Source organism: Azospirillum sp. UENF 112521, from assembly GCF_058780665.1.
This window is the reverse complement of the sequence record NZ_JBSNCI010000002.1, coordinates 1,463,500-1,488,808: the sequence shown is the minus strand read 5'-3', so window position 1 is coordinate 1,488,808 and position 25,309 is coordinate 1,463,500. Positions and strand designations below refer to the sequence as shown.

The 25,309-nt window shown below is 66.8% G+C and carries 23 protein-coding genes and 1 pseudogene; 15 read left to right on the top strand and 9 right to left on the bottom strand.

From position 1 onward, the window contains the following. Positions 1–773: 773 nt before the first annotated feature. Both ACWPN8_RS09350 and ACWPN8_RS09345 read left to right on the top strand, forming a co-directional pair. The gene (locus ACWPN8_RS09350) at positions 774–1,583 is read left to right on the top strand and encodes a substrate-binding periplasmic protein (protein ID WP_492240597.1); all 810 of its coding nucleotides are present in this window, start codon (positions 774–776) and stop codon (positions 1,581–1,583) included. A 118-nt stretch (positions 1,584–1,701) separates the two neighbouring features. Further along, positions 1,702–2,328 (top strand): glutathione S-transferase family protein, encoded by a 627-nt coding sequence (locus ACWPN8_RS09345; protein ID WP_492240596.1) that lies wholly within the window; start codon positions 1,702–1,704, stop codon positions 2,326–2,328. Between the two features lie 61 nt (positions 2,329–2,389). Here ACWPN8_RS09345 and ACWPN8_RS09340 read toward each other — a convergent pair whose 3' ends face one another. Genes ACWPN8_RS09340 through ACWPN8_RS09330 form a run of 3 tightly spaced genes read right to left on the bottom strand, consistent with a single transcriptional unit; the run spans position 2,390 to position 4,290 of the window. After that, positions 2,390–2,716 carry a DUF1244 domain-containing protein gene (locus tag ACWPN8_RS09340; RefSeq protein WP_109096608.1) on the bottom strand — a complete coding sequence of 109 codons (327 nt, stop codon included), beginning with the start codon at positions 2,714–2,716 and terminating at the stop codon, positions 2,390–2,392. A gap of 32 nt (positions 2,717–2,748) precedes the next feature. Further along, a complete protein-coding gene (locus tag ACWPN8_RS09335; protein ID WP_109096607.1) occupies positions 2,749–3,999 on the bottom strand; it encodes a DUF2478 domain-containing protein in 1,251 nt (416 codons plus the stop codon). 48 nt (positions 4,000–4,047) lie between these two features. Continuing rightward, a complete protein-coding gene (locus ACWPN8_RS09330; protein WP_109096606.1) occupies positions 4,048–4,290 on the bottom strand; it encodes a sulfurtransferase TusA family protein in 243 nt (80 codons plus the stop codon). A gap of 206 nt (positions 4,291–4,496) precedes the next feature. Between ACWPN8_RS09330 and ACWPN8_RS09325 the strand changes: the two genes are divergently transcribed. Together ACWPN8_RS09325 and ACWPN8_RS09320 are read left to right on the top strand one after the other, a co-directional pair. Then, entirely contained in the window at positions 4,497–5,537 is a 1,041-nt protein-coding gene (locus ACWPN8_RS09325; RefSeq protein WP_492240595.1) for an SDR family oxidoreductase, read from the top strand. 107 nt (positions 5,538–5,644) lie between these two features. Further along, entirely contained in the window at positions 5,645–6,895 is a 1,251-nt protein-coding gene (locus ACWPN8_RS09320; RefSeq protein ID WP_492240594.1) for an Hsp70 family protein, read from the top strand. Positions 6,896–6,934: 39 nt separating this feature from the next. On the opposite strand, the gene apbC is transcribed toward ACWPN8_RS09320, so the two are convergent. Beyond that, positions 6,935–8,107 carry an iron-sulfur cluster carrier protein ApbC gene (apbC, locus tag ACWPN8_RS09315; RefSeq protein WP_492240593.1) on the bottom strand — a complete coding sequence of 391 codons (1,173 nt, stop codon included), beginning with the start codon at positions 8,105–8,107 and terminating at the stop codon, positions 6,935–6,937. A 172-nt stretch (positions 8,108–8,279) separates the two neighbouring features. On the opposite strand from apbC, the pseudogene hflK reads away from it, so the two are divergent. The 3 genes and pseudogenes from hflK to ACWPN8_RS09300 form a co-directional block, all read left to right on the top strand. Then, positions 8,280–9,320, top strand: a pseudogene (gene hflK / locus ACWPN8_RS09310) (FtsH protease activity modulator HflK); the annotation flags it as partial. A 213-nt stretch (positions 9,321–9,533) separates the two neighbouring features. After that, positions 9,534–10,469: a protease modulator HflC gene (gene hflC, locus ACWPN8_RS09305; RefSeq protein ID WP_492241385.1), complete on the top strand. Its 936-nt coding sequence runs from the start codon at positions 9,534–9,536 to the stop codon at positions 10,467–10,469. 200 nt (positions 10,470–10,669) lie between these two features. Next, positions 10,670–12,319 carry a DegQ family serine endoprotease gene (locus ACWPN8_RS09300; RefSeq protein ID WP_247872838.1) on the top strand — a complete coding sequence of 550 codons (1,650 nt, stop codon included), beginning with the start codon at positions 10,670–10,672 and terminating at the stop codon, positions 12,317–12,319. Between the two features lie 89 nt (positions 12,320–12,408). Here the strand turns inward: ACWPN8_RS09300 and ACWPN8_RS09295 are convergent, their stop codons facing one another. Then, positions 12,409–12,582 (bottom strand): hypothetical protein, encoded by a 174-nt coding sequence (locus ACWPN8_RS09295; protein ID WP_492240592.1) that lies wholly within the window; start codon positions 12,580–12,582, stop codon positions 12,409–12,411. A 524-nt stretch (positions 12,583–13,106) separates the two neighbouring features. Between ACWPN8_RS09295 and ACWPN8_RS09290 the strand changes: the two genes are divergently transcribed. Then, complete coding sequence (locus tag ACWPN8_RS09290) at positions 13,107–13,796, top strand: LuxR C-terminal-related transcriptional regulator (RefSeq protein WP_098739703.1); 690 nt, start codon at positions 13,107–13,109, stop codon at positions 13,794–13,796. A gap of 147 nt (positions 13,797–13,943) precedes the next feature. Here ACWPN8_RS09290 and ACWPN8_RS09285 read toward each other — a convergent pair whose 3' ends face one another. Continuing rightward, the gene (locus ACWPN8_RS09285) at positions 13,944–15,356 is read right to left on the bottom strand and encodes an ATP-binding protein (RefSeq protein WP_109449136.1); all 1,413 of its coding nucleotides are present in this window, start codon (positions 15,354–15,356) and stop codon (positions 13,944–13,946) included. Beyond that, on the bottom strand, positions 15,353–16,054 hold the full coding sequence (locus tag ACWPN8_RS09280; protein ID WP_492240591.1) for a response regulator: 702 nt from the start codon (positions 16,052–16,054) through the stop codon (positions 15,353–15,355). Before ACWPN8_RS09280 ends, ACWPN8_RS09285 begins: the two co-directional genes overlap by 4 nt. A 168-nt stretch (positions 16,055–16,222) precedes the next feature. On the opposite strand from ACWPN8_RS09280, the gene ACWPN8_RS09275 reads away from it, so the two are divergent. Beyond that, positions 16,223–16,513, top strand: coding sequence for a hypothetical protein (locus ACWPN8_RS09275; protein WP_247873134.1), 291 nt, complete (start codon positions 16,223–16,225; stop codon positions 16,511–16,513). A gap of 21 nt (positions 16,514–16,534) precedes the next feature. Here the strand turns inward: ACWPN8_RS09275 and ACWPN8_RS09270 are convergent, their stop codons facing one another. Beyond that, the gene (locus ACWPN8_RS09270; RefSeq protein ID WP_098739700.1) at positions 16,535–17,047 is read right to left on the bottom strand and encodes a MarR family winged helix-turn-helix transcriptional regulator; all 513 of its coding nucleotides are present in this window, start codon (positions 17,045–17,047) and stop codon (positions 16,535–16,537) included. Between the two features lie 113 nt (positions 17,048–17,160). Further along, entirely contained in the window at positions 17,161–18,117 is a 957-nt protein-coding gene (gene mbfA, locus ACWPN8_RS09265) for an iron exporter MbfA (protein WP_492240590.1), read from the bottom strand. Positions 18,118–18,421: 304 nt separating this feature from the next. Between mbfA and tpiA the strand changes: the two genes are divergently transcribed. The 6 genes from tpiA (at position 18,422) to kdsA (ending at position 25,272) form a co-directional block, all read left to right on the top strand. Beyond that, on the top strand, positions 18,422–19,177 hold the full coding sequence (tpiA, locus tag ACWPN8_RS09260) for a triose-phosphate isomerase (RefSeq protein ID WP_492240589.1): 756 nt from the start codon (positions 18,422–18,424) through the stop codon (positions 19,175–19,177). A 188-nt stretch (positions 19,178–19,365) separates the two neighbouring features. Continuing rightward, a complete protein-coding gene (secG, locus tag ACWPN8_RS09255) occupies positions 19,366–19,698 on the top strand; it encodes a preprotein translocase subunit SecG (RefSeq protein WP_109449130.1) in 333 nt (110 codons plus the stop codon). 222 nt (positions 19,699–19,920) lie between these two features. Then, entirely contained in the window at positions 19,921–21,552 is a 1,632-nt protein-coding gene (gene pyrG, locus ACWPN8_RS09250) for a CTP synthase (protein WP_109449128.1), read from the top strand. A gap of 166 nt (positions 21,553–21,718) precedes the next feature. Further along, a complete protein-coding gene (locus ACWPN8_RS09245) occupies positions 21,719–23,548 on the top strand; it encodes an autotransporter domain-containing protein (protein ID WP_492240588.1) in 1,830 nt (609 codons plus the stop codon). A 73-nt stretch (positions 23,549–23,621) separates the two neighbouring features. Continuing rightward, positions 23,622–24,317, top strand: coding sequence for a dienelactone hydrolase family protein (locus ACWPN8_RS09240; RefSeq protein WP_109449124.1), 696 nt, complete (start codon positions 23,622–23,624; stop codon positions 24,315–24,317). Between the two features lie 127 nt (positions 24,318–24,444). After that, on the top strand, positions 24,445–25,272 hold the full coding sequence (kdsA, locus tag ACWPN8_RS09235; protein WP_109449122.1) for a 3-deoxy-8-phosphooctulonate synthase: 828 nt from the start codon (positions 24,445–24,447) through the stop codon (positions 25,270–25,272). Positions 25,273–25,309: the final 37 nt, after the last annotated feature.

The following is a 25,309-nucleotide window of genomic DNA, read 5'->3' as shown; positions in this document are numbered from 1 at the left end:
GGCGTGGATCGCCGATCACCAGCCCGTTGCCCTGGGCGGCCGCCTGCTGGTGGAACACGTCCAGTTCAGTCAGGTAGGTGGCGGCGGGGTAAGCACCTTCGGTGGTGGCGACGATCCGGCCGGTGCGGTCGAGCAGGGTCAGCCCGCGCAGGTGGGGCGACCGGCGCAGCCGGTCCGTCAGCATGGCCGTCAGGTCGGGACCGGGTGCGCCGTCCTCCCCCGTCCAGTTGGCGTCCGACAGCGAATCGACGATGGAGGACAGGGTCACATCGACCGATTGCACCGTGCGGGTGGTCGAGACCTCCAGCGCCGCGGCAAGGCTGGTGAGGCTGGCCTCGGCCGAGTCGAGAGCTGTCTGGCGCGCTGTGATCAACTGCTGGCCCTGGTTGATCAGCAGGGCGAAAACCGCAAGAAGGGCGAAGGCGATGATTCCGCCCCGCTTTTCGAAGAGACCCTTCAGATCCGCTTTGACTGGGGACGGGGACAGGACGTTCGTTCCGGACGGTCAGAAGTGGTGGAGCGACCAAGCCGCAGGTTGCATGGGTCCGAGCCCGTCCGTCATCTGCGGTCCGCGACCGGATCGCAGTCGGATCAATGCGCTGGGCCCAACCTCTTGGTCGAAGTTTGCGCCTGGGACAATAGCAGCTACCCACACCCGACGCCAAGCATCCGCTGCCGTCGTGAACCGGTCGATGCTAAGATACCGCCGCGGTTTTGCGGCCTTGCTTCCAGGTCGCAAAGAACAGCGATGGTTGGTTAACGAAAGGTGTGACATGGCGACGCGGGGCCTTTGGGCGGTCAGCTTCTCAATTCTGTCGATTCTGTCGGTCGGAATCGTGTCACCGACCATGGCGGTGGACGGGAGACTTCAGAAAATTGCAGAACAAAAGCAACTTCGTGTCTGCTCCTGGCCCGATTACTATGCGATCTCGTTCCGGAATCCACGCACCGGCGCGCTTGAGGGGCTGGATGCGGAGTTGGCGCAGGAATTCGCCAAGGATATGGGCGTTCGCCTGACGGTGGTGGAAAGCAGCTTTCCCCGCTTCATCGAGGATTTGCTGGCCGACCGCTGCGACATCGGCATGTTCGCCATCGGCGCCACTCCGGCACGGGCGCAGCATGTCGCCTTCAGCCAACCCTATCTGCGCAGCGGCATCTATGCGGTGACCACCCAGACCAACGGCGGCATCCAGCGGTGGGAGGATCTCGACCGCACCGGCAATGTCGTGGCGGTGCAAAAGGACACCTACATGGACGGCTATGCCCGCTCCGCCATGAAGGCTGCGCGAATCGTCGCCGTGACCCGCGCGCAGGAACGGGAGGAGGAGGTGCAGTCCGGCCGTGCCGATGCTTTCCTGACCGATTATCCCTATGGACAGCGCATGCTGGCCTTCCACCCCTGGGCGCGGCTGATCGTGCCGGACGTGCCGGTGCAGCCGACCCCTTACGCCTATGCGGTGGCGCCGGGCGATGCAGGCTGGCTGGACCGGGTCAACGCCTTCGTTGCCGCGATCAAGGCGGATGGTCGGCTGGAGAGCATCGCCGCCCGCTACAAACTGACCCCGATCGTGGCGCGGGACTGAACCGCGTTGAACGAATGCGGTATCGGGACAAATCCGGTATAGGATGGATGCGGATATTCAGCCAGCGGCCCATCCATCGTCAGGGCCATCGTCAGGGCCATCATCAAGGAAACAATCGATGATTCTGATCGGACAGTATGACTCGCCCTTCGTGCGCCGCGTCGCCGTCGCCTTGCGACTCTACGGCATGGCGTACGAGCATCGGCCCTGGTCGGTCTTTTCCGACGCGGCGGAGGTCGCGCGCTTCAACCCGCTGAAACGGGTGCCGACGCTGGTGCTGGCGGATGGGGAGGTGCTGATCGAAAGCGGTGCCATCCTCGATCATCTGGACGAGATCGCCGGACCGGACCGCGCGCTCATCGCCCGCCAGGGGCCGGAGCGCCGGCGGTCGCTGAAGCTCTCAGCGCTGGCGACGGGATTGGCCGACAAGGCGGTCAGTCTCGTCTACGAACGCGTCCTGCACAAGGAACGGTCCGATCTGTGGATGGAGCGCTGCACCGGCCAGATCGGTGCCGTCCTCGACGTGCTGGAGGCCGACCGCGCCGCCGCCGCCGGTCCCTGGTGGTTCGGCGACCGCATCGGCCATGCCGACATCGCCGCCGGCTGCGCCCTGCGCTTCGTCGGCGAAGCCCACCCGGCCGTGTTCGACCGCTCCCGCTGGCCGGCGCTCGCCGCCCACTCCCACGCCTGCGAGGCGATGGCGGAGTTCAAGGCGGTGGTGCAGCCTTTTTCGGTGAACGCCTGAGGCGTTGCCCCCTTCTCCGTGCATCGGCGCGGGAAGGGGGCATGGTGAAGGATATGGGGACTTACCGGTGGCCGCTGATCTCGGCGTGCAGCGGCTTGGTATCCTCGAACGCCTTCTGCTGTTCGGGCGAGGCTTCCTTCTGGTGCTTCTGCTTCCATTCGGAATAGGGCATGCCGTAGACGGCGATGCGGGCATCCTCGTCGGACAGCTCGACACCGCGCTCCTTGGCAGCCGCCGCATACCACTTGGACAGGCAGTTGCGGCAGAAGCCGGCGAGGTTCATCAGGTCGATGTTCTGCACGTCGGTGCGCTTGCGCAGATGTTCGACCAGACCGCGGAAGGCGGCGGCTTCCAGTTCGATGCGGGTCTGGTGGTCCAGATCGGCCATGGGATCTCAACTCCTCCGGTATTCTTGTTCAGTTAAGAGTGGGGTGGCCGGTGCAGCGTGACCATCCGGCCATGGGGATGAAAATCGCGCGAACCGCCGCCGCCGGCGATGGTGCGCACCACCGCCTCGCGGTCGATGGCGACGAAACCGGCCAGCGATCGGATCCCGTAATCGAACAGGCGCGGGGTCAGCGGCGTTCCGGGGCCGACCATCGCCACCTCCGCTCCCGCCGAAACCCGCAGCAGGCGGGGCAGGGTGCGGTTGGCGAAGGCCGACGCCGTGATGGCCACCGCATCGGCGCCCGGCAGCAGCCAGTCGCAGGCAGCCTCGGGGTATTCGCCCTCCTGCGGGTTCATGTCGATCACCTTGGCTCGGGGCAGGCGGCGGGCAAGCTGCGGGAAGCCGCCGATCACCACGACCCGGCCCTCGACCGAGGCGAACAGGTCCAGCCCGTTGCCGGGGACGCCGGTCACGTCTGGCCGGTTGTAATGCGCGTTCAGTGCGGCGACGCCGACGGCGATCTCCAGCGGATCCCAGGACTGAGCGGCCATGGCGGCGAGGTCGCGCAGGCCCCGCCCGGTCCAGCGCTGCGCATTGTCCTCTGCAGCGCCCGCTGCTGCGCCCTTTGCCGCCGGCGCCTGCCTTGCGGCGACGCCGAGGCCATCGGCGGTTTCCACCACCACCCATTTGTCGCCGGTGACGACGCGGCGGACGTCGGCATCGGCGACGCCCTGCACCAGATCCTGGTACATCCGCTGCGGTCCCCACCAGCGCCACAGCGCATCGGCCACCGGGGAGAGCAGGTCGCAGAAGCCGCCGGTCGCGGTCTGCCATTCGTTGAGATAGCGGCTGCCGACGCTGGTCAGCACGGGAATGCCCTCGGCGATGGCGGCCAGCAGCTCGTCCGACAGCCCGTCGCCATGCGATTCCAGCCCGGCGAACTTGTTGACCACCAGCAGGTCGACACCCGACGCGACGGCATTGCGGATCGCTTGGCTGGCCTCCGCCACGCCGGTCGGATCGACGCGGCAGGATTGCGATTCCCGGCCCAGCTTCTGGGTGATGTCATAGGCGTGGCCGGTGGCGACATCGACCAGTTCCATCCGCTCGGCGCAATCGTCGCCCGGCCCGTGGTTGCGCTGGACCAGCCCGCCGACGCGGAATCCGCGCCGCTTCAACTCCGCCGAAAAGCCGTCCAGCAGCGTGTCGACGCCATGGGAGCCGGGCCCATGGATGACGGCGCCGGGACGCAGGGGCGGCAGAATGGCGGGGGGAAGCGGCATCTGGGCATGGACCTTTCGCGGGACGGCGGACGGGCGGCGAGGGACGCCTCAGACGCCGCGGCGGATGCGGTAGACGAAGACCGTCTTGTGGATTTCGTCGGGCTGGGTTTCATGCGACAGCAAAGCGTTGTCGGTCGTGTTGCAGAAATGCTTGAAGTCGATGACGGAGGCCGGGTCGGTCGCGTAGACCACCAGCTCCTCCCCGGCGGCCATTCCGTTCAGCAGGGCGCGGGTGCGCAGGATGGGCAACGGGCAATGCAGCCCCTTCACGTCAAGCTCTCTCGCCGGCACCGCGCCCGCTCCACACTGGTTGAGGACGAAATCCTTAACAAGGACATGTGACTGTAGCCGGTTCGCCTCCGCATCTCCACACCGGCAGCGGGGAATTCGCATGCGCTGCGGTCGACCCACGTCCGAAATTTTCCGGCCCCGGCGCTGTTGTACGGCGCAACAGCAAGGAATTTGCCCTGAGAAACTTTGATGAAAGGACGGCGGTCATGGCGAAGCGGCCGGGCAGCGTTATGAGCGACAAGGTGGTTGTCATCACGGGCGCCTCCAGCGGCATCGGCCGGGCGACCGCGCTGGAGTTCGCCAGCCAGGGGGCAGCCGTGATCCTGGCCGCCCGGCGGATGGCGGCCCTGCACGAGGTGGCGGAGGAGTGCATCGAAGCCGGCGGCCGGGCCATGGTGGTGCCGACCGACGTGACCGACCAGCGCGCGATGCAGGCTCTCGCCGACCGTGCCATCCAGGCCTTCGGCGGCATCGACGTCTGGGTGAACAATGCCGGCGTCATCGCCTTCGGCCGTTTCGAGGACATCCCCGACGAAGTGTTCGAGCAGGTGGTGCGCACCGACTTCTTCGGCATGGTCCATGGCTGCCGCGCCGTGCTGCCCCATTTCCTCGACCGCGGGGAGGGCATCGTCATCAACACCGCGTCGATGGTGTCCAACATCGGCCAGCGCTATGCCACCCCCTACACCGCGGCGAAATTCGCCGTGCGCGGCTTCTCCGAATCCCTGCGGCAGGAACTGGTGGACGAGCCTGACATCCATGTCTGCATGGTCATGCCGGCCTCCATCGACACCCCGCTGTGGCAGCATGCCGCCAACTACACCGGCCGGGCAATCAAGCCGCTGAACCCGATCCATCCGCCGGAGGAGGTCGCCGCGGCCATCCTGTCGCTGGCGGCCAATCCCCAGCGCGAGCTGTTCGTCGGCGCCGAGGGGCGTCTCGCCGCCGTCGGCAACGCCATGGCGCCGCAGATGACCGAGCGGGCGCTCGCTCACACCATCGAGCGCGACATGTTCGAGAACCGCTCCGCCCCCGACACGGCTGGCGGCGTGCTGGCGGCCATGCCCGAATTTCAGGGCGCAAGCGGCGGCTGGATGGAGCGGCAGCCGGAGCGCGGCAGGGGGAGAGGCCGGGGCAGGGTGGAGGGGCAGGGGCATGCCTTCTCCTGGACCAACCTGACCCTGTTCCTGTTGCCGGTGGTGCTGGCCAGCCGTCCTCTGGCGGGCAGGGCGATGCGCCAGATGTGACGATCGATCGGCAGGGTGCTTGATCCGGCGGTCGGGAGCCGTTATACGCTCGCCCCTTTTCCGGTGCGGCGGCTGGCCGCACCGGTCATCCGGGCAGGAGGCGGGACATGACGGCGTGCGGGCTCGATTTCGGCACCTCGAACACGACGCTGGGCGTGCAGGATGCGGACGGCTTCCGGCTGCTGGCGCTGGACGGTACGCGGACGACCCTGCCGACCGCGGTGTTCTTCGACTTTGAACATGATCGCACCACCATCGGACAGGCCGCCATCGACGGCTATGTGTCCGGCGTGGAGGGGCGTCTGATGCGGTCGATCAAGTCGATGCTCGGCACCGACCTGATCGATGCCGACACGGCACTCCGCAAGGGCCGCATCAGCTTCCGCGCGGTGATCGGCACCTTCCTCGATCTGGTGAAGAAGCGGGCGGAGGAGGCGCTGGGCGGCGAGTTGGGCGACGTCGTGGTCGGCCGCCCGGTCCATTTCGTCGATGGCGACCCGGCCGGCGATGCCGCGGCGGAAGAGACGCTGGGCCAGATCGCGCGGGCCGCCGGCTTCCGCAACGTCTCCTTCCAGTTCGAGCCCATCGCCGCCGCCCTCGATTACGAGCAGCAGGTGGCAGGCGAGGAACTGGCGCTGATCGCCGACATCGGCGGCGGCACCTCCGACTTCTCGGTCGTGCGCATCGGGCCGGAGCGGCGCGGCAAGGCCGACCGGGCCGGCGACATCCTGGCCAACGACGGCATCCGCGTCGGCGGCACCGATTTCGACCGCGACCTCAGCCTCGCCACCGCCATGCCGGAGCTGGGGCTGGGCAGCGCCATGAAGCGTGCCGGGCTGCTGGCGCCGAAGAGCATCTATTTCGACCTTGCGACCTGGTCGAAGATCAACTTCCTTTACACCGCCAAGGCGATGGCCGAACTGGAGCGCCTGCATCGCGATTCCGCCGAGCCGGAGAAGATCGGGCGCCTGATCGGCGTGGTCGAACATCGCCAGGGCCATGCGTTGGCGATGGCAGTGGAGCGTACCAAGATCGCCCTGTCCGACCATGAGGCGACGCAGCTGGCGCTGGATTGGGGCGACGGCGATCTGTCGCTGGCAGTGGACCGTCCGGCGCTGAACCGCGCCACCGGCTCGTTGGCGGCGCGCATCGGCACGCGCATCCGCGACTGTCTGGCCGACGCGGGCGTGACCGCCGACCGCATCGACGCGGTGTTCCTGACCGGCGGCTCCACGCTTCTGCCCCAGGTGCGCGCGGCGATCCTGGCCGAGGCGCCGGGGGCACGGGTGGTGGAGGGCAACATCTTCGGCTCCGTCGGCCTGGGGCTGACGGTGGAGGCGTTGCGGCGCTACGGATGAACGGGACAGGGTGGGAGGCGACCCCCCACCCCTGACCGGTCACTGCACGACGATGCGCGGTGCCGCACGGCCGCCGGTGCCGCCGCCGATCTTCTCCCACAGGCGCGTCGCGATCCGGCGATAGGCCTGGGCATGCTCGGAGTCCGGCTGCGACACCACGATGGGCTGGCCCTGGTCGGAGGTCTCGCGGATCGACAGGTGAAGCGGGATTTCGCCGAGGAACTCCATGCCCAGATCGTCGGCTTCCTTGCGGGCGCCGCCGTGGCTGAAGATGTCGGTGCGGTGGCCGCAGTTGGGGCAGCAGAAATAGCTCATGTTCTCGATGATGCCCAGCACGGGTACATCGACGCGGCGGAACATGTTCAGCCCCTTGCGGGCGTCCAGCAAGGCTATGTCCTGCGGGGTGGAGACGATCACCGCACCCGCCAGCGGAACCTGCTGGGCCATGGTCAGCTGGGCATCGCCGGTGCCGGGCGGCATGTCAACCACCAGCACGTCGAGCGTGCCCCAGTTCACGTCGCGCAGCATCTGCTGCAACGCGCTCATCACCATCGGCCCGCGCCAGATCATCGGCGTGTCCTCGGCGACCAGGAAGCCCATGGACATCACCTTGATGCCGAAATTCTCCATCGGCTCCAGCCGCTTGCCGTCGGGGCTGTTCGGCCGGCCGGCAATGCCCATCATGCGCGGCATCGACGGGCCGTAGATGTCGGCGTCGAGCAGGCCGACCTTCAGCCCGTTCGCCGCCAGCGCCAGCGCCAGATTGGCCGAGGTGGTCGATTTGCCGACGCCGCCCTTGCCGGACGCCACCGCGACAATGGCCTTCACGCCGGGGACCAGCGGCTTCTGCGGATCGTTCTGCGGGGCACCCTGCGGTGCCCCTCCATGGGAATGACCATGGGAGTGGCTGTGCTGCCCACCATGCGAATGCGTGTGGCTCTGTGCCGCACCCTGCGGCGCCGCGCGATGGGCGGTCAGTACCGCGGTGACCGAAAGGACGCCGGGCAAAGCATCGACCGCTTTCTCGGCGGCATGGCGCAGGGGCTCGGCCTGCGCGCCGCGCTTGGGGTCCACTTCGATGGAAAAAGCGACATGCCCGTCGCGCACCACGAGGCCCGACAACATGCCCAAACTGACGATGTCGCCGCCCCGGTCCGGGTCGATGACGGTCTTCAGCGCCTGCATGACTTGAGCTTCGCTGATCTGCGCCATGGTTGAAAACTCCGCTGTCTTCCCGATATTGGCGGATATCCGTTGGTGGAATCCTTGCCGAAGGGTATGGGGGACTATAGGACCGACGGACGAGATCGGTAAAGGGATGCGCGGGCCTTAAGCCATTGCGCTTCCACATGATGGGACGAATTGCAGAGGGGGACTGAGTTGGATGCCGTGGAACAATCAAGGTGGGGGCGGAGGTGGCGGCCCCTGGGGTCCCCCGCCGGGCAACAATGGCCCGGGCAACCCGTGGGGCCGTCCCCAGGGCGGAGGAAATGGCGGCGGTGGCGGTGGCCCGCAGCCTCCCGACCTTGAGGATCTTCTGCGGCGGAGCCAGGACCGCCTGCGGCGTGCCATGCCCGGCGGCTTCGGCAGCGGCCGCGGCGTGGCGCTGGTCGCCGGCGTGCTCGGCCTGATCTGGCTCGCCAGCGGCATCTACCGCGTCGAGGCGGACGAGCAGGGCGTGGTCATGCGCTTCGGCGAGTGGACCCGCACCGAACAGCCCGGCCTGCGCTATCGCCTGCCGTCGCCGATCGAGACGGTGCTGCTGCCCAAGGTGACGCGCGTCAACCGCATCGAGGTCGGTTACCGGTCCTCCGTCGGCGGCGGTCGCAACGACCGCGACGTGCCGGACGAGTCGCTGATGCTGACCGGCGACGAGAACATCGTCGACATCGACTTCACGGTGTTCTGGGTCATCAAGGACGCCGGCAACTTCCTGTTCAAGATCCGCGAGCCGGAAGTGACGGTGAAGAAGGCCGCCGAGAGCGCCATGCGCGAAGTCATCGGCCGCACCGACCTGCAGCCCGCTTTGACCGAGGCCCGCCAGCAGATCGAAACCTCGACCCGCCAGCTTCTCCAGACCATGCTGGACGAGTATCAGGCCGGCATCGAGATCACCCAGGTACAGTTGCAGAAGGCCGACCCGCCGCAGCCGGTCATCGACGCGTTCAACGACGTGCAGCGTGCCCGTGCCGACCGCGAACGCGCCCGCAACGAGGCGGAAGCCTACCGCAACGACATCATCCCGCGCGCCCGCGGCGAGGCGGAGCGGCTGGTGCAGGAGGCCTCGGCCTACCGCGAGCAGGTTGTCAGCCTGGCGCAGGGCGACGCCGACCGCTTCCGCAAGGTTTACGAGGCCTATGCGCTGAGCAAGGACGTCACCTCCAAGCGCATGTATCTGGAGACCATGGAGGAGATCTTCCGCGGCCGGAACAAGATCATCATCGAGGGTTCGGCGCAGAACGTCGTGCCCTACCTGCCGCTGAACCAGTTGGCCCCGAACGCTACGCCGGCTCCGCAGCAGCAGGCGCCGCGCCAGGCCCCGTCCAGCCAGGGGGGGCGCGCTCCGGCACGCAGACGCAGCCGCTGTCCGCGCTGCCCCAGAATCCGTCAATGTCCGGCCAGTGAGGAGGATCGCATCATGAAACGCACCCTCGCCATCGCCGGTATCGCCATCGTCGCCCTCGGCGTCGTCGCGTCGTCCGCCCTGTTCACCGTCAACGAGGCCCAGCAGGCGCTCGTCCTGCAGTTCGGCGAGCCGCGCCGGGTGATCCAGGATCCGGGCCTTAAGATGAAGATCCCCTTCATCCAGGAGGTCCGGCTGCTCGACCGCCGCGTCCTCGACCTCGACCCGCCGGTGGAGCAGGTCATCCTGGCCGACCAGAAGCGCCTGGATGTCGATGCCTTCGCCCGCTACCGCATCCACGATCCGCTGCGCTTCTACCAGACCGCCGGGACCGAGGCGGTGGCAGAAACCCGCCTGAACTCCATCGTCAACTCCGCCCTGCGCCGCGTGCTCGGCAACGTCACGGTGCTGGCCGTCCTGTCGGACGAGCGTGCCCGCATCATGACGGACATCAAGGGGCAGGTGAACGACGAGGCCAAGCGCTTCGGCATCGAGATCGTCGATGTCCGCATCCGCCGCGCCGATCTGCCGGAAGAGACGAGCCAGTCGATCTTCGCCCGCATGCGCTCCGAACGCGAACGCGAAGCGTCCGAGGCCCGCGCCCAGGGCCAGGAACAGTCGCAGCAGATCAAGTCGCGCGCCGAACGCGAACGCACGGTCATCATCGCCGAGGCCCAGCGCGATGCGCAGATCCTGCGCGGTGAAGGCGACAACAGCGCATTGAAGCTGATCGCCGAGGCGACCTCGCAGGACCCCGCCTTCTACGGCTTCTACCGGTCGCTCGAAGCCTATCGGAAGTCGCTGAACGGCAACGACACCACCATGGTGCTGTCGCCGACCGGCGAATTCTTCCGTTACTTCAACGGCGCCGGCCCGCAGGTCGGCGGTGGTGCCCCGGCACCTGCTGCCGCACCGGCTCCGGCCCCTGCTCCGGCCGCTCCGGCGCAGTAACGCCGCGCGACAGGGTCGAAACGGCTTGCGGCCGGACCGGGGTTTCTCCCGGTCCGGCCGCAGTGCTGTCGGGCCGGGCGAGCCACTGGACCGACGGTCCGCAGCAAGAGTTCAAAAGAAAACTCAGGCCTTAAGTTTTCCACTGGTGCCGACTGGACCGGCACGCCATCTTGCGGCCATACTCTTGGCCCAACACATATATGGCCCAGAACTGGGCGGCCGCTCCCGTCCATGGAATTGGCCGGACGTCTGGTAGGGAGAGCACGTTGATTCGCATACCCAACTTCGAACCCGCCACGCGCGGCGCCGTGGCCGAGGCCCGGCCTCGCAAGGCGGGCGTCCGGCCGCTGGTCGCAGCCATCGTCTGGGGCATGACGTCGGTCATGGCCGGCGGCGCCGTGATGGGCGGCATCGCTGCCGCTCCGGCCCAGGCTCAAGCTGCAACGCCGAACCGCAATGCGCCGGGCAGCTTCGCCGATCTGGCGGAAAAGCTGCTGCCGGCGGTCGTCAACATCTCCACCAGCCAGAACGCGCCGCAGCGTCCGCAGGGCCAGCGGCCGGAGATTCCGCAGTTCCCGCCGGGCTCGCCCTTCGAGGATTTCTTCAAGGACTTCTTCGACCGCCAGCAGCAGCAGGACCAGCCGCAACGCAAGGCGACGTCGCTCGGTTCCGGCTTCATCATCGACGCCAAGAACGGCTATGTGGTCACCAACAACCACGTCGTTCAGGACGCCGACGAGATCACCGTCATCCTGCAGGACGACACCAACATCAAGGCGGAACTGGTCGGCAAGGACAGCAAGACCGATCTCGCCCTGCTGAAGATCAAGACCAGCCATCCGCTGGTCGCCGTTCCCTTCGGCGACAGCGACGCCATGCGCGTCGGCGACTGGGTGTTGGCCATCGGCAATCCGTTCGGCCTGGGCGGGTCGGTCACCGCCGGCATCATCTCGGCGCGCCAGCGCAACATCGACGCCGGCCCGTACGACGATTTCCTCCAGACCGACGCCTCGATCAACCGCGGCAATTCCGGCGGCCCGATGTTCAACCTGAACGGCGAGGTCATCGGCATCAACACCGCCATCTTCTCGCCGTCGGGCGGGTCGGTCGGCATCGGCTTCGCCATTCCGTCCAACCTCGCCAAGCAGGTGGTGGCGCAGCTGAAGGATTACGGCAAGACCCGCCGCGGCTGGCTGGGTGTGCGCATCCAGGCGGTCACGCCGGAGATCGCCGAAAGCCTGGGCCTGCCCGGCCACAAGGGCGCTCTGGTCGCCTCCGTCACCCCCGACGGCCCGGCCGCCAAGGGCGGCATCCAGGCCGGCGACGTCGTGACCAAGTTCGACGGCCGCGAAATCGACGAGATGCGCCGCCTGCCGCGCGTCGTCGCCGAAACCTCCATCGACAAGGCTGTTCCGGTCGAAGTCTGGCGCAAGGGCAAGTCGCAGACCGTCCAGGTCAAGGTCGGCGAGCTTGAGGCCGCGGAGGAGCAGGGTCTGCTCGCCGCCGGTCCGGACGAGAAGCAGCAGCCGAAGGACAAGGCCCCGGCCCAGAAGCCGACCGAATCCCTTGGCATGAAGCTGACCGCCATCACCCCGGAGCTGCGCCAGCAGTACGAGATCAAGCCCGACATGAAGGGCGTGGTCATCACCGACGTGGCGGGCAACTCCACCGCGGCGGAAAAGGGTCTGCGCGCCGGCGACGTCATCATCGAGGTCGGCCAGGAAGAGGTCCGCAAGCCCGAGGACGTGACCGCCAAGGTCCAGAAGGCCAAGGAGCAGAGCAAGAAGTCGGTGCTGCTGCTGGTCGACCGAAAGGGCGACCTGCGCTTCGTGGCGATCCCGCTCAGCTGATCGGCTGCGGGCAACAAAAGGGCGCCGGCGGGAAACCGCCGGCGCCCTTTTCGTTTGTGGACCGTCGGAGAAGGGGCTGGCGATGTGCCCTATGCTCCGTCCAGCAGCATCGCCAGGGCGACGGCGCCGGCGAGCAGGGCGCACAGGGTGGCGACGATGGCGAGGCTGCGCAGGTACTGGCGGAACTCGCCCTGTTTCCAGGCACTGCGTCCCAGCAGCACCAGATAGCCCGCCATGGCGGCGGCGATGATCTGCCAGCCCATCCTGTCCTCATCCTCTCTCCGCCGGGTGGCGGAAGCCGGCGGAAATGCGCATGCGCGACCGGGCAGGGTCAAGGCTACGACGATGGCGGCGGCATCTTCTATGCCGAAAGTACGGATGCTCCATCCGGGGTATCTGTTGGCGTCATCCTCTCGGCAGAGAGCGGAGCAACCCGGTGTGAGAATTTTGCGGCATTGATTGCTTAGGAGATACGCTCATACGCAAATAAGTGGTGGTTAACAAAACAGTTAATTCCTTTGCGCATAACAATGTTCGCTGCTGTGATATCTTTGGATCCGGAAATCTTGGAGAGGCTTTGCGCATATGCCCAATGCGTTCTTCTTTTAACTCCGGAGAGTGGTACCGTAGGACACGACACGGGGGTAACCTCCCCCTAAATAACGGCCTGCCGAAGCTATCGAGGGGTAATCGCCGAATTGCCAATGCGTCGGGACCTTCCTCTGTACAACGGCCTTCACCCTGGCCACGACGTCATGACGATCGACCAAAATTGCGGGAGCGGACGATGGACTCAGTGCGCGCTTTTCTTATCGACTCGAACAAGCTGTTTCGCGAGGGGCTGAAGCGCCTGCTCGACGATTCGCCCTTCCAGATCGTCGCCGAGGCGGGAAACCTGCGGGAGGCGCTGGGTTCGGTTGAGAACGGCATTCGGCCCCAGCTGGTCCTTCTTGACCTGCAGAATGGCGGCGACGAGGAAGCCGACGGCATGCGCCGCCTGCGCGCTCTGCTGCCGGAAACCCGGCTGGTCATTCTGACCAGCGACCTGTGCACCCGCCGCCTGGCGAACGCGCTGGAAGCCGGTGCCGACGGCTATCTGATGAAGGATTTGTCGTCCGACGCACTGGCCCAGTCGCTGAAGCTGGTGATGATGGGCGAGAAGGTGTTCCCGACCCATCTGGCGGCTCTGCTGATCTCCGGCCGCGTCAACGGCAACGGCACCGAGATGCCGGTGTCGCGCAAGGGCTTGTCGCAGCGCGAAGTGCAGATCCTGCGCTGCCTGCTCAACGGCGACAGCAACAAGATGATTGCCAATCATCTGAACATCACGGAAGCCACCGTGAAGGTTCACCTGAAGAGCCTGCTGCGCAAGATCAACGCCTCCAACCGCACCCAGGCCGCCATCTGGGCGCTGAACAACGGCATCGGCGGCGAGCTTGCCGGCGCCAATGTCGTCGCGGCGGCGGCGAACCAGTAACCACGCGCTCGTCCATTGCCCCCGTTCCCACCTTTCCTGCCTGCGCATTACTGCACGTAGGGAGGGTGGGGGACGAGGCAGTCATTGCATGACATGAATTGCCCGCCTGAATGAAGGCGGGCTTTTTCATGGAAACACCCCATCGCATCAGATCGGCAGCCGGATCACCGCGCGCAGGCCGCCGTAAGGGCTGTCGTCCAGCGTGATGTCGCCGCCGTGGCTGCGCGCCACGTCTCGCGCGATGGTCAGCCCCAGGCCGGATCCGCCGGTGTCGAGGTTGCGGCTGCTGTCGACGCGGAAGAAGGGCTTGAACACGTCGTCGCGCAGATAGGCGGGAATGCCGGGGCCGTCGTCGTCCACGGTGATTTCGATCACGCCATCCTTCCGGTCCGCCTTGACCCAGGCGCTGCCGGCATGGCGGCCGGCATTCACCAGCAGGTTGGCGATGCAGCGTCGGACCGCATTGGGCCGCAGCGGGAGGGACAGTCCCTCCGGTGCGGTCAGCGTCACCTCGGTTCCTTCGCGCCGGGCACCGGCGGCGACCTCGTTCAGCAGGCGGGTCAGGTCGGTCGGCTGCACCGCCTCGGTCCCCTCGCCGCGGGCGAAGGCGAGGTAGCCCTCGATCATCTCCTCCATCTCGGCGACGTCGGCCTTCAACTCCTCCACCTCGGGGTCGAGGTCGGGATCCTCGATCATGTCGAGCGCCAGCTTCATCCGGGTCAGCGGCGTGCGCAGGTCGTGGCTGACGCCGGCCAGCATCTCGGTGCGCTGGTTGATCTGCCGCTGGATGCGCTCGCGCATCAGCAGGAAGGCGGATGCAGCCTGCCGTACCTCCGTCGCCCCTTCCATCTTGAAGTTCGAGACGTCGCGGCCCTTGCCCAGCGCATCGGCGGCGATTGCCAGCCGCTTGATCGGCCTGATCTGGTTGCGCATGAACAGGATGGCAACGGCGAACAGCACGATGGCCGATCCGACCATCCAAAGGATGAAGATGTAGCTGGTGGGCGTGAACAGCCGGCGCTCCGGCGACATCACCGACAGCACGCCGTCGGCCATCTGCACCCGGATCTCGTACCATTCATGGGCAACGCGGGTGTTGATGGTGAAGGGACGGCCGACCCGGTCCTCCAGCGCCTTGCCCAGCGTACGTTCCAGCAGGCCGCCGAGCAGGCCGCTCTGCTGGCGGCGCTGCTCCGGCAGGATCTGGCTAGGCTCCAGGGTGACGATCAGGTCGGTGGTGCGGGCGGCGGTGGCCAGCGTCCAGTCGCGACCCTCCGGCGTCGGGTCGTGTTCCAGCACGGCGATGACGGTGGCGATGTCGCCGGCGACCGCATAGGCAAGCCGGTTCGTCACCGTGTCCCAATGGCGGTCATAGAAGATCCAGGTCGCCACCGCCTGGGCCAATATCACCGGCGTGACGATGATCAGCAGGGACCGGCCGAACAGGGTGCGCGGCAGGAACCTCTTCAGAAACGGTGTACGCCGCCGCCGCTCGGCCCGGCGGGCCGCCGCCCGCCTAGCCGCAGCATTGTCGGCTCCGGCCTGTCCGCTCGCGGTCACGGATCGGGCCTCAGCACATACCCCTCGCCGCGGACAGTGTGGAGGTAACGCGGCTCGCGCGGGTCGGCCTCGATCTTGCGGCGCAAACGCGTGACCTGGACGTCGACGGTGCGGGCATTGCCGGCGACCTTGCTGCGTTCGGTCAGTTCGTCGCGCGTGAAGGTGATGCCGGGCGAGGTGGCGAGGATGCGCAGCAGGCTGGCCTCCGCCGTGGTCAGGCGGATCACCTCGTCGCCCTGGCGCAACTCGTCCCGGTCGGGCATGTAGGTGAGGGGACCGAGCCGGACCGGAGCAGCTGGCGGCGCCGTCGGTTCTGGCGGGCGTGCCGCCTGCCGGCGCAGGATGGAGTTGATGCGCAGCAGCAGCTCGCGCGGGTTGAAGGGCTTGGCGAGATAGTCGTCGGCTCCGGCCTCCAGTCCGGCGATGCGGTCGTCCGGCTCGTCCCGCGCGGTCAGCAGCAGGATCGGCAGGTCCCGCTCGCGCCGGAGCGATTCGGTCAGCGACAGCCCCGATTCGCCCGGCATCATGATGTCGAGCACCAGCAGGTCGAAGGCCAGCCCGCCCAGCTGTGCCCGCGCGTCGGCGGCGTCGCGGGCGGTGCTGACCAGAAAGCCGTTGCCGGCGAGGTATTTGCGCAAGAGTTCGCGCAGGCGGGTGTCGTCGTCGACGACCAGGATGTGGGGCTGATCTTCGGTCATGGCCGGACTATAACGCGGCTCCCCGCAATCGACATAGAGGCGCCTGCGGAACATATCTTGGGTATGCATGGCGGGCAGTCGTGTAAGCGCTTGGCCGTTTTGGCCTTGATCCGTGTTAATCTCCATGTGCCCTCCGCTGAGGGCCGAGAGACACGAGGAGCGATCACGATGGCCGACCACAACAGGTCCAACGACCCCCGGGACCTGGACGCCCAAGACCTCGCCGACATGACCCGTGCCTTCCTGGCAAAGGGCGGGAATATCGTTCAATGCCCACCGGGCGCTTCCGAAAACGTGGTTTACCGCAAGGGTGGTTTCCGCCGCCGCAATCCCAACGAGGCGAAGACGGCCGCTGAAAAGCCGGCCGACGGCGCAACCGAAGCCAAGCCGACCGAGGCAACCCCGGCGGAGGCCCAAACCGCAGCTCCGGTGGAGACCATCGAATCGAAAGCCGGCTGATCCGCTTCGACGTTTTCCGGATCAGCGTTTGACGGCAAGACGGGCAGGGGGAACGGGCGGCGCGAATTTTGCCCGGTCCTCCTCGTCCAGCATGCCCATCATCACCTTGCGGAACCCCTCCACCGCCTCGGCGCCCGCCATGCGATAGGCGCGGGCGATGCGCTGGCGTTGGGTTTCGGACAGCTGGCGCTCCAGCTCCACGCCCTTTTCCGTCAACTCCAGCAGCCGCTGCCTTCGGTCGCGGGCACCGGTCTGCTGGTCGATGAAGCCCTGGCGGACCAGTTCGCCCAGCACGCGCGACAGGCTCTGCTTGGTGATCTTCAGGATCGCCAGCAGTTCCGACACCGTGATCTTCGGATAACGGCCGACGAAGTAGATCACGCGGTGATGCGCGCGGCCGAAGCCGATCTCGGCCAGAATTTCGTCCGGCTCGGCGGTGAATTCGCGATAGGCGTAGAAAAGCAGCTCCATCCCGGTTCGGAGTTCCTCCTCACGGAGAAAGAGCTGGTTCACACCCGCTTTAAGGTCAGCCATGGCGACGCGGTCGGTTCGATTTGTTCTAATTAGGACAGCAACTCAGACATAAACAATCGTGCGTCCGGTTACAAGAACAAGCTCGTTCCCGAAAACGGCTTTTCCTCCCGCACTCAGGCGCTGCCGATCAGGATGCCGGTGCCGAAGACGAGCAGCCCGCCGACCACCACCTGGAAGGCGGCGGACAACAGCGGCGTGTCCATATAACGGTTGCGGATCCAGGCGATGACGGCCAGTTCCACCGCCACCACGGCGATGGCGACGGCGGTCGCCGTCCAGAAATGCGGGATCAGATAGGGCAGGGCGTGGCCGAGCCCGCCAAGCGTGGTCATGGCGCCGCAGACCAGCCCGCGCAGCCAGGGGCTGCCGCGCCCGGTCAGCGACCCGTTGTCGGACAGTGCCTCGGCGAACCCCATTGAGATCCCGGCGCCGATGGAGGCGGCGAGGCCGACCAGAAAGGTCTCGTGGCTGCTTTGGGTGGCGAAGGCGGCGGCGAACAGCGGGGCCAGCGTGGACACCGACCCGTCCATCAGCCCGGCGAGACCCGGTTGCACGATCTGCAGGAGGAACAGACGCCGTTCCGATTCGTGCTCCTGCTCCCGCACCTGGGGCGAGACGTATTTCGCCTCCAGCCGCTCGGCCTTGGCCTCGTGCCGCCGTTCCTCTTCCGCCAGGTCGCCCAGAAGCTGGCGGATTGCGGTGTCCTGCGACCGTTCGGCGGCGCGGGTGTAGAAGCGCTTGGTTTCCGCCTCCATCAGTTCGGCCTGCCGCCGCACGGTGTCGAGTCCCAGCGGGCGGGTCAGCCAGACCGGCTTGCGCTCGACGAAGCCCTTCACGTCCTGGCGGCGGATCAGCGGGATGTGGTCGCCGAATTGTCCCTGGAACAGTTCAAGCAGCCGATGACGGTGCCCGCTTTCCTCCGACGCCATCGCGCGGAACAGCTTCGCCGTGTCCGGGTATTTGTCGGCAAGACCGTGGGCGAACTCGTCGTAGATGCGGCTGTCCTCCTCCTCCAGCGCGATGGCGAGTGCCAGCAGTTCCTTTTCCGTCAGGTCCGAGAAGTTTTTCATCGTGGTCAGGCCTTCGCCGCGGGGAGTTGGTGCGCTGCAAATGATGCTATTCCGGAAAGGGGCATCCGCAACATGGCACTTCGTATGGTGCGGCTCCGCCGAGGATGTGATCCGGCCTTGCCGGAGGGCGTCTGGCCGGCCTCTGCCGGGGACTGCTACAAGATGTCTCTTATGGCTTTCGGGGGGAGATGTGCCGGTCGGGTGAGTGGAAATTCCGCGGCGGGCTTGCTATGGGCTTTGACCACGAGAGGCCAAGAACGTTCCACAAGTTCCCATATAAAGCCGAGACAAGAAGGAAACGACCATGACCGCCAACCGGAAGCTGATCGCCGGAAACTGGAAGATGAACGGGTTGAAGGCCGACGGGCTGGACCTCGCCTCCGACCTCGCCGGGCGGCTGAAGGGCGCCGGGCCGGTCGCTTTCGACATGCTGGTCTGCCCGCCCTTTCCGCTGCTGTTCCCGGTGGGCGAGGCGATCGCCGACAGCCCGCTGGCGCTGGGCGGTCAGGATTGCGCGCCGAAGACGTCCGGCGCCCACACCGGCGACGTCGCGCCGACCATGCTGAAGGACGCCGGCTGCCGCTTCGTCATCCTCGGCCATTCGGAGCGCCGCGCCGACCATGGCGAGAGCGACGCCGTGGTGAACGCCAAGGCGGTGGCCGCCCACAAGGAGGGCCTCGTCGCCATCATCTGCGTCGGCGAGACCGAAGCTCAGCGCGATGCCGGCCAAGCCAACGCCGTGGTGTCGGGGCAACTGTCCGGCTCCATCCCCGCCGATGCGACGGCCGACAACACTGTCATCGCCTATGAGCCGGTCTGGGCCATCGGCACCGGCAAGACCGCGACTCCGGACGACGTGAAGGCGATGCACGCCCATATCCGCGCCGAGCTGGACGGCAAGATCGCGGAGTCCGCCAAGGTCCGCATCCTCTATGGCGGTTCGGTCAAGCCGGGGAACGCGGCGGAACTGATGGCGGTGGAGAATGTCGATGGCGCCCTGGTCGGCGGTGCATCGCTGAAGGCCGACGATTTCTGGGCCATCGGCACCGCCTGCCGCTGACGCCGGACTTCGCTGGCGGCATGGCGCGCAAGCGGTGTCAGCCATGCCGCCAACGGATAAGGCTCAGGTATTTTGGCGCTGGCATATCGCGCGATGGCGCGGTACAAACAATGGGCGCGCGCCACGGGCCCTTAAGACGGCCTGTGGCGCGCTATTCGATTTTTGGGATGGTGTGGGGTGAGCATCGCATGGAATCGGTGATTCTGGTCATTCACCTGCTGATCGCCGTCGGGCTGGTCGGTGTGATCCTGATCCAGCGGTCGGAAGGCGGCGGGCTCGGCATCGGCGGCGGCACGATGGGCGGCATGATGAGCACCCGCGGCACGGCCAACCTGCTGACGCGGACCACCGGCATTCTGGCGGGCTGCTTCTTCGCCACCAGCATCGTGCTGGCGATCCTGGCCGGCGGTCATTCGCGGCCGGCGTCGATCATCGACACGCTGCCGGCGAGCCCGGCGGCTTCGACGGCCCCGGCCCAGCCGGCCGCTCCGGCCCAACCTGCGCCGCCGGTGTCCCAGTAACGGGACAGTTCCCAGCGCACGGGTGCGAAGCGGACAGCGAGGCGGCCTCCCCGAAGCCGCCTCTTTCTTTTGAGGGCTGATTGCGGCTGGCGCCGCTGCGGCTCTCCGGGGACTGGAACATTCGCCTCCATCGGGGGGCGTGAAAACTCCGCCCCCTAAGGGGACATGGCAAATCCGTCCCCTCAGGGGACATGGAACAGCTCTCAAGCTCTTCGGACGGACATGACTCGCTACATCTTCATCACCGGTGGCGTCGTTTCTTCGCTGGGCAAAGGTCTGGCATCGGCGGCGCTTGGGGCGCTTCTCCAGACCCGCGGCTACAAGGTGCGGCTGCGCAAGCTGGACCCGTACCTGAACGTCGATCCCGGCACGATGAGCCCGTATCAGCACGGCGAGGTCTTCGTGACCGACGACGGGGCCGAGACGGACCTTGACCTCGGCCATTACGAGCGCTTCACCGGCGTGTCTGCCCGCAAGGGCGACAACATCACCACCGGCCGCATCTACTCCACCGTGATCGCGAAGGAACGTCGCGGCGATTACCTGGGCGGCACCGTCCAAGTCATTCCGCACATCACCGACGAGATCAAGGAGTTCATCCGCGCCGACGCCACCGACGAGGACTTCGTCCTCATCGAGATCGGCGGCACGGTGGGCGATATCGAGTCGCTGCCCTTCCTGGAGGCGATCCGCCAGTTCGGCAACGAGGTCGGCCAGGAGAATGTGCTCTACATCCACCTGACGCTGCTGCCCTACATCCCGACCGCCGGCGAGCTGAAGACCAAGCCGACCCAGCATTCGGTCAAAGAACTGCTGAGCGTCGGCATCCAGGCCAACATCCTGCTGTGCCGTGCCGACCGTCCAATTCCGGAGAACGAGCGCAAGAAGATCGCGCTGTTCTGCAACATCCGTCCGGAGCGGGTGATCGCGGCGCTCGACGTCGACTCGATCTACCAGGTGCCGATCAGCTACCACGAGGAAGGCTTCGACACCCAGGTCCTGAGCTATTTCGGCCTGCCGACCGACAAGGAGCCGGACCTGTCGCGCTGGACCCGCATCATGGACCGGGTGCGCAAGCCGCAGGGCGAGGTCACCATTGCGGTAGTCGGCAAGTACATCAGCCTGCTCGACAGCTACAAGTCGCTGGCCGAGGCGCTGACCCATGGTGGCATCGCCAACAACGTCAAGGTCAACCTCGACTGGATCGATTCGGAGATCTTCGAGGATGACGACGCGGCGGTGAAGCGGCTGGAAAACGTCCACGGCATCCTGGTGCCGGGCGGTTTCGGCTCCCGTGGCACGGAAGGCAAGATCCGGGCTGCCCAGTTTGCGCGTGAGCGCAAGGTGCCGTACTTCGGCATTTGCTTCGGCATGCAGATGGCGGTGATCGAAGCCGCCCGCAACATGGCGAAGATCGAGGATGCCGGCTCCACCGAGTTGGGCAAGCCGGGCAATCCGGTCGTCGGGCTGATGACGGAGTGGATGCGCGGCAACACGCTGGAACGCCGTGCCGAAGTAGGCGATCTGGGCGGCACCATGCGTCTGGGCGCCTATCCGGCCAAGCTGCTGGACGGCAGCAAGGTCGCCGAGGTCTACGGCACCACCGATATCTCCGAACGGCACCGTCACCGCTATGAGGTGAACGTGTACTACAAGGAGCGTCTGGAGCGCTGCGGCATGCGGTTCAGCGGCCTGTCGCCGGACGGGGAACTGCCGGAGATCGTCGAGATCCCCGACCATCCCTGGTTCATCGGCGTGCAGTTCCACCCGGAACTGAAGTCCAAGCCGTTCGAGCCGCACCCGCTGTTCACCGCCTTCATCAAGGCGGCCATCGATCAGAGCCGGCTGGTCTGACCGTTTCAGATCGACCGTCCTCAGTTACGGAAAGCCCCGTCCTCACAGGCGGGGCTTTTTGCTGCCGGCAACCTTCCCTATACGTCATGTTTCTTGCGCGTTCGGTACCCTTGTGCGACGATCGTCTGAAAATCGGACAATCAAACAATATGATCGGGGAAGGGCTATGAACCGCGTCAGGATCGCCGCGCTCGCCACCTGTCTGACCGCGGTCGCCGCGGTTCCGGCCGTTGCGGCGGATTACTCCTCCACCATCTTCTTCGGCGACAGCCTGACCGACAGCGGCGCGTTCCAGTCGCTCCTGCCCGTCGGCGGCAAGTTCACCACCAACCCGGGGCCGGTGTGGGCGGAGACCGTCGCCGGGACGCTCGGGACCTCAGCCACCACGGCGGCGCGGGGCGGCACCGACTATGCGGTCGGCGGCGCGCGGGTGAATACCTCGGTCGGCTTTCCAGCGACCGGCCCGACGGCGCTCGCCCCCAGCGTGGCGACACAGATCTCCGGCTATCTGGCCTCCAGCGGCGGCCGGGCCGATCCGAATGCGCTCTACACCGTCTGGGGTGGAGCGAACGACATCTTCACGGCACTCACCAACCCCGCCACCGCACAGGCGACGGCGACGCAGGCCGCCGGCGATCTGGTGACGCAGGTGGCGCGTCTGCGCGCCGCCGGGGCGCGCACGATCTTGGTACCGACGGTGCCGGACATTGGATCGACGCCGTTCGGGCGGGCGCAGGGCTCAGCCGCGGCGGCACAGATCACGCAGCTGGTCAGTGGCTATAACCAGCTGGTCACGCTGGGGCTGGCGAATGCCGGCGTATCGGTCATTCCCATCGACACCTATTCCCTGCTGCGGGCGGCGGTGGCCGATCCGGCGGCCTACGGCTTCACCAATGTGACCGGCACCGCCTGCACCACCAGCAGTTCGCTGCTCTGCACCTCCGGGACGCTGGCGGCGCCCAACGCGGCGCAGACCTATCTGTTCGCCGATGGTGTCCATCCGACCACCGCCGGGCATCGCGCGGTATCGGACTTTGTGCTGAACGCGCTGACCGCTCCCGGCAATGTCGCCCAGCTCGCCGAATTGCCGATCCACACCCGCGACCGGCTGACCTCGACCATCCTGGCCCAGGCGGCGACCAGCCTGTGGAGCCGCAAGCCCGGCACCAGTGGCGCCTGGATCAGCGGCGGGGTCGGCCGGCTGACCAGCGATCGCACTGGCGACCCTGGGGCCGGCGGTCAGGCGGAGGTGCGCGGCACGCCGCTGTCGGTCAGCGTCGGCATCGATAAGCGCTTCACCGAGAATCTTCTGCTCGGCGTGGCCGGCACGGCGTCGCATTACCGCGGCAGCTTCTCCACCGGCGGCGATTACAAGCAGCGGGAGTATGTGCTGAGCGGCTACGGCGTCTACCGCATGGGCGGTGCCTTCGTGAACGGCGTCGGCTCCATCGGCTTCGCCGACTACGACCTGCGCCGTGGCGTCAGCATCAACGGCACCGACCATTCCACCAGCGGCAACACCGAGGGCATCAACGCCTCCATCGGTGCCGAGGGCGGTTACGAGTTCATGACCGGCGGGCTGACCCATGGTCCGGTGCTGGGCCTGCGATACCAGCATGTCGAGGTCGAGGGATTCAGTGAGGACAACAGCCTGTTCGGCTTCACCTACCGCTCGCAGACCCGCAATTCGCTGGTCGGCAGCATCGGCTATCAGGCGGCCTACGATTTCGGCAGCGTCCTGCCCTATGCCAAGGTGACGCTGAACCGGGAGTTCAAGGACGACCAGCGCTCCATCACGGTGGAAAGCCGCAGCATTTCCACGCTGGCCTATGATGTGGCGGTGGCGAAGCCGGACCGCAGCTATGTCGACCTGACGGCGGGCGCCTCCTTCAAGCTGGCGGAGTCGGTGACCGGCACGCTGGGCCTGAATGCCAGGCTGGGCGAGGAGAACCGCCGCGATTACGGCGGCTTCGTCGGCGTCAGCGTCGGTTTCTGACGAAAGACAGGTGACCGGGGACAAGTCCGCTCCATATCAGGGGCGGATTTGCCAACGGGAGGATAGCAGCGCCATGTCAGACGTGATGATCGATGCCGCCGATGGTGGCCGTTTCTCAGCCTATGTCGCCAAGCCCACGGTGGCCCCCGCCGGCGGGCTTGTCGTGATTCAGGAAATCTTCGGCGTCAACGCGGTGATGCGCGAGATGTGCGACTGGTACGCCTCGCAGGGCTTCCTGGCGGTGTGCCCGGACCTGTTCTGGCGCCAGAAGCCGGGCGTGCAACTGACCGACAAGACGCAAGAGGAGTGGAACCAGGCCTTCGCCCTGCTGAACGGCATGGATCAGGACAAGGCGGTGGACGACCTCAAAGCAGCGCTGGCCTGGGTGCGCGGGCAGGATGGCTGCACCGGCAAGGCCGGCAGCGTCGGCTACTGCCTGGGCGGCCGGCTTGCCTTCATGATGGCGACGCGGTCGGACGCCGATGCCAATGTCGGCTATTACGGCGTCGGGCTGGAGGGGCTACTGGGTGAGGCCGACAAGATCGCCAAGCCGCTGCTGCTGCACATCGCCGAGAACGACAAGTTCTCCAGCCCCGAGAAGCGCGACGCGGTGGTCGCCGGGGTGAAGGACAACACGTGGGTGACCGCCAAGGTCTATCCGGGCATGGACCATGCCTTTGCCCGGCCGGGCGGCGAGCATTACGACCGGGATGCGGCCGACGAGGCGAACCGGCTGACGGTGGAGTTCTTCCGGACGCATCTGGCCTGACGCCAGCGCCGTTGACCGATTTCCTGAATAGTGGGATGCAAGGGTCTTCCGACCCTTGCCCGAACCCCTGTCGGGTGAGCGCGGGAGGGCGGCGCCCTCTCGCCTCGATTTGTTTTGGAGCACTCCGATGACCACGCCGCGCGCCGTTCAGGTCGGCGACCTGACCATTGCCAACGACCGTCCCTTCGTCCTGATCGCCGGCCCCTGCCAGATGGAAAGCCGCGACCATGCGATGGAGACCGCGTCCGCGCTGGTGGAGATGACCCGCGCGCTGGGCATGGGGCTGATCTACAAGTCGAGCTTTGACAAGGCCAACCGCACCTCCATCACCACCGCGCGCGGTCTGGGCATGGACAAGGCCCTGCCGATCTTCGCGGAAATCCGCGAGCGGTTCGGCTGCCCGGTCATCACCGACGTGCATGAATCGACCCAGTGCGCCCCGGTCGCCGAGGCGGTGGACGTGCTGCAGATCCCGGCCTTCCTCTGCCGCCAGACCGACCTGCTGATCGCCGCGGCGGAGACCGGCCGTGCGGTGAACGTCAAGAAGGGCCAGTTCCTGGCGCCGTGGGACATGAAGAACGTCGCCGCCAAGCTGGTCGCGTCCGGCAACGAGCGCGTGCTGCTGTGCGAGCGCGGCGCCAGCTTCGGCTACAACACGCTGGTGTCGGACATGCGATCGCTGCCGATCATGGCGGAGACCGGCTTCCCGGTGGTGTTCGACGCCACCCATTCCGTCCAGCAGCCGGGCGGGCAGGGCACCACTTCGGGCGGCCAGCGGGAATTCGTGCCGGTCCTGGCCCGTGCCGCCATCGCCGTCGGCGTCGCCGCCGTCTTCATGGAGACGCACGAGAACCCCGACTGCGCCCCCAGCGACGGCCCCAACATGGTCCCGCTTAAGGATATGCCGGCGCTGCTGGCGAAGCTCCAGGCCTTCGACCGTCTGGCGAAGTCCTAAACAGGCTTAATTTGGCTGGGGCGGGGCGCCGTGCTTC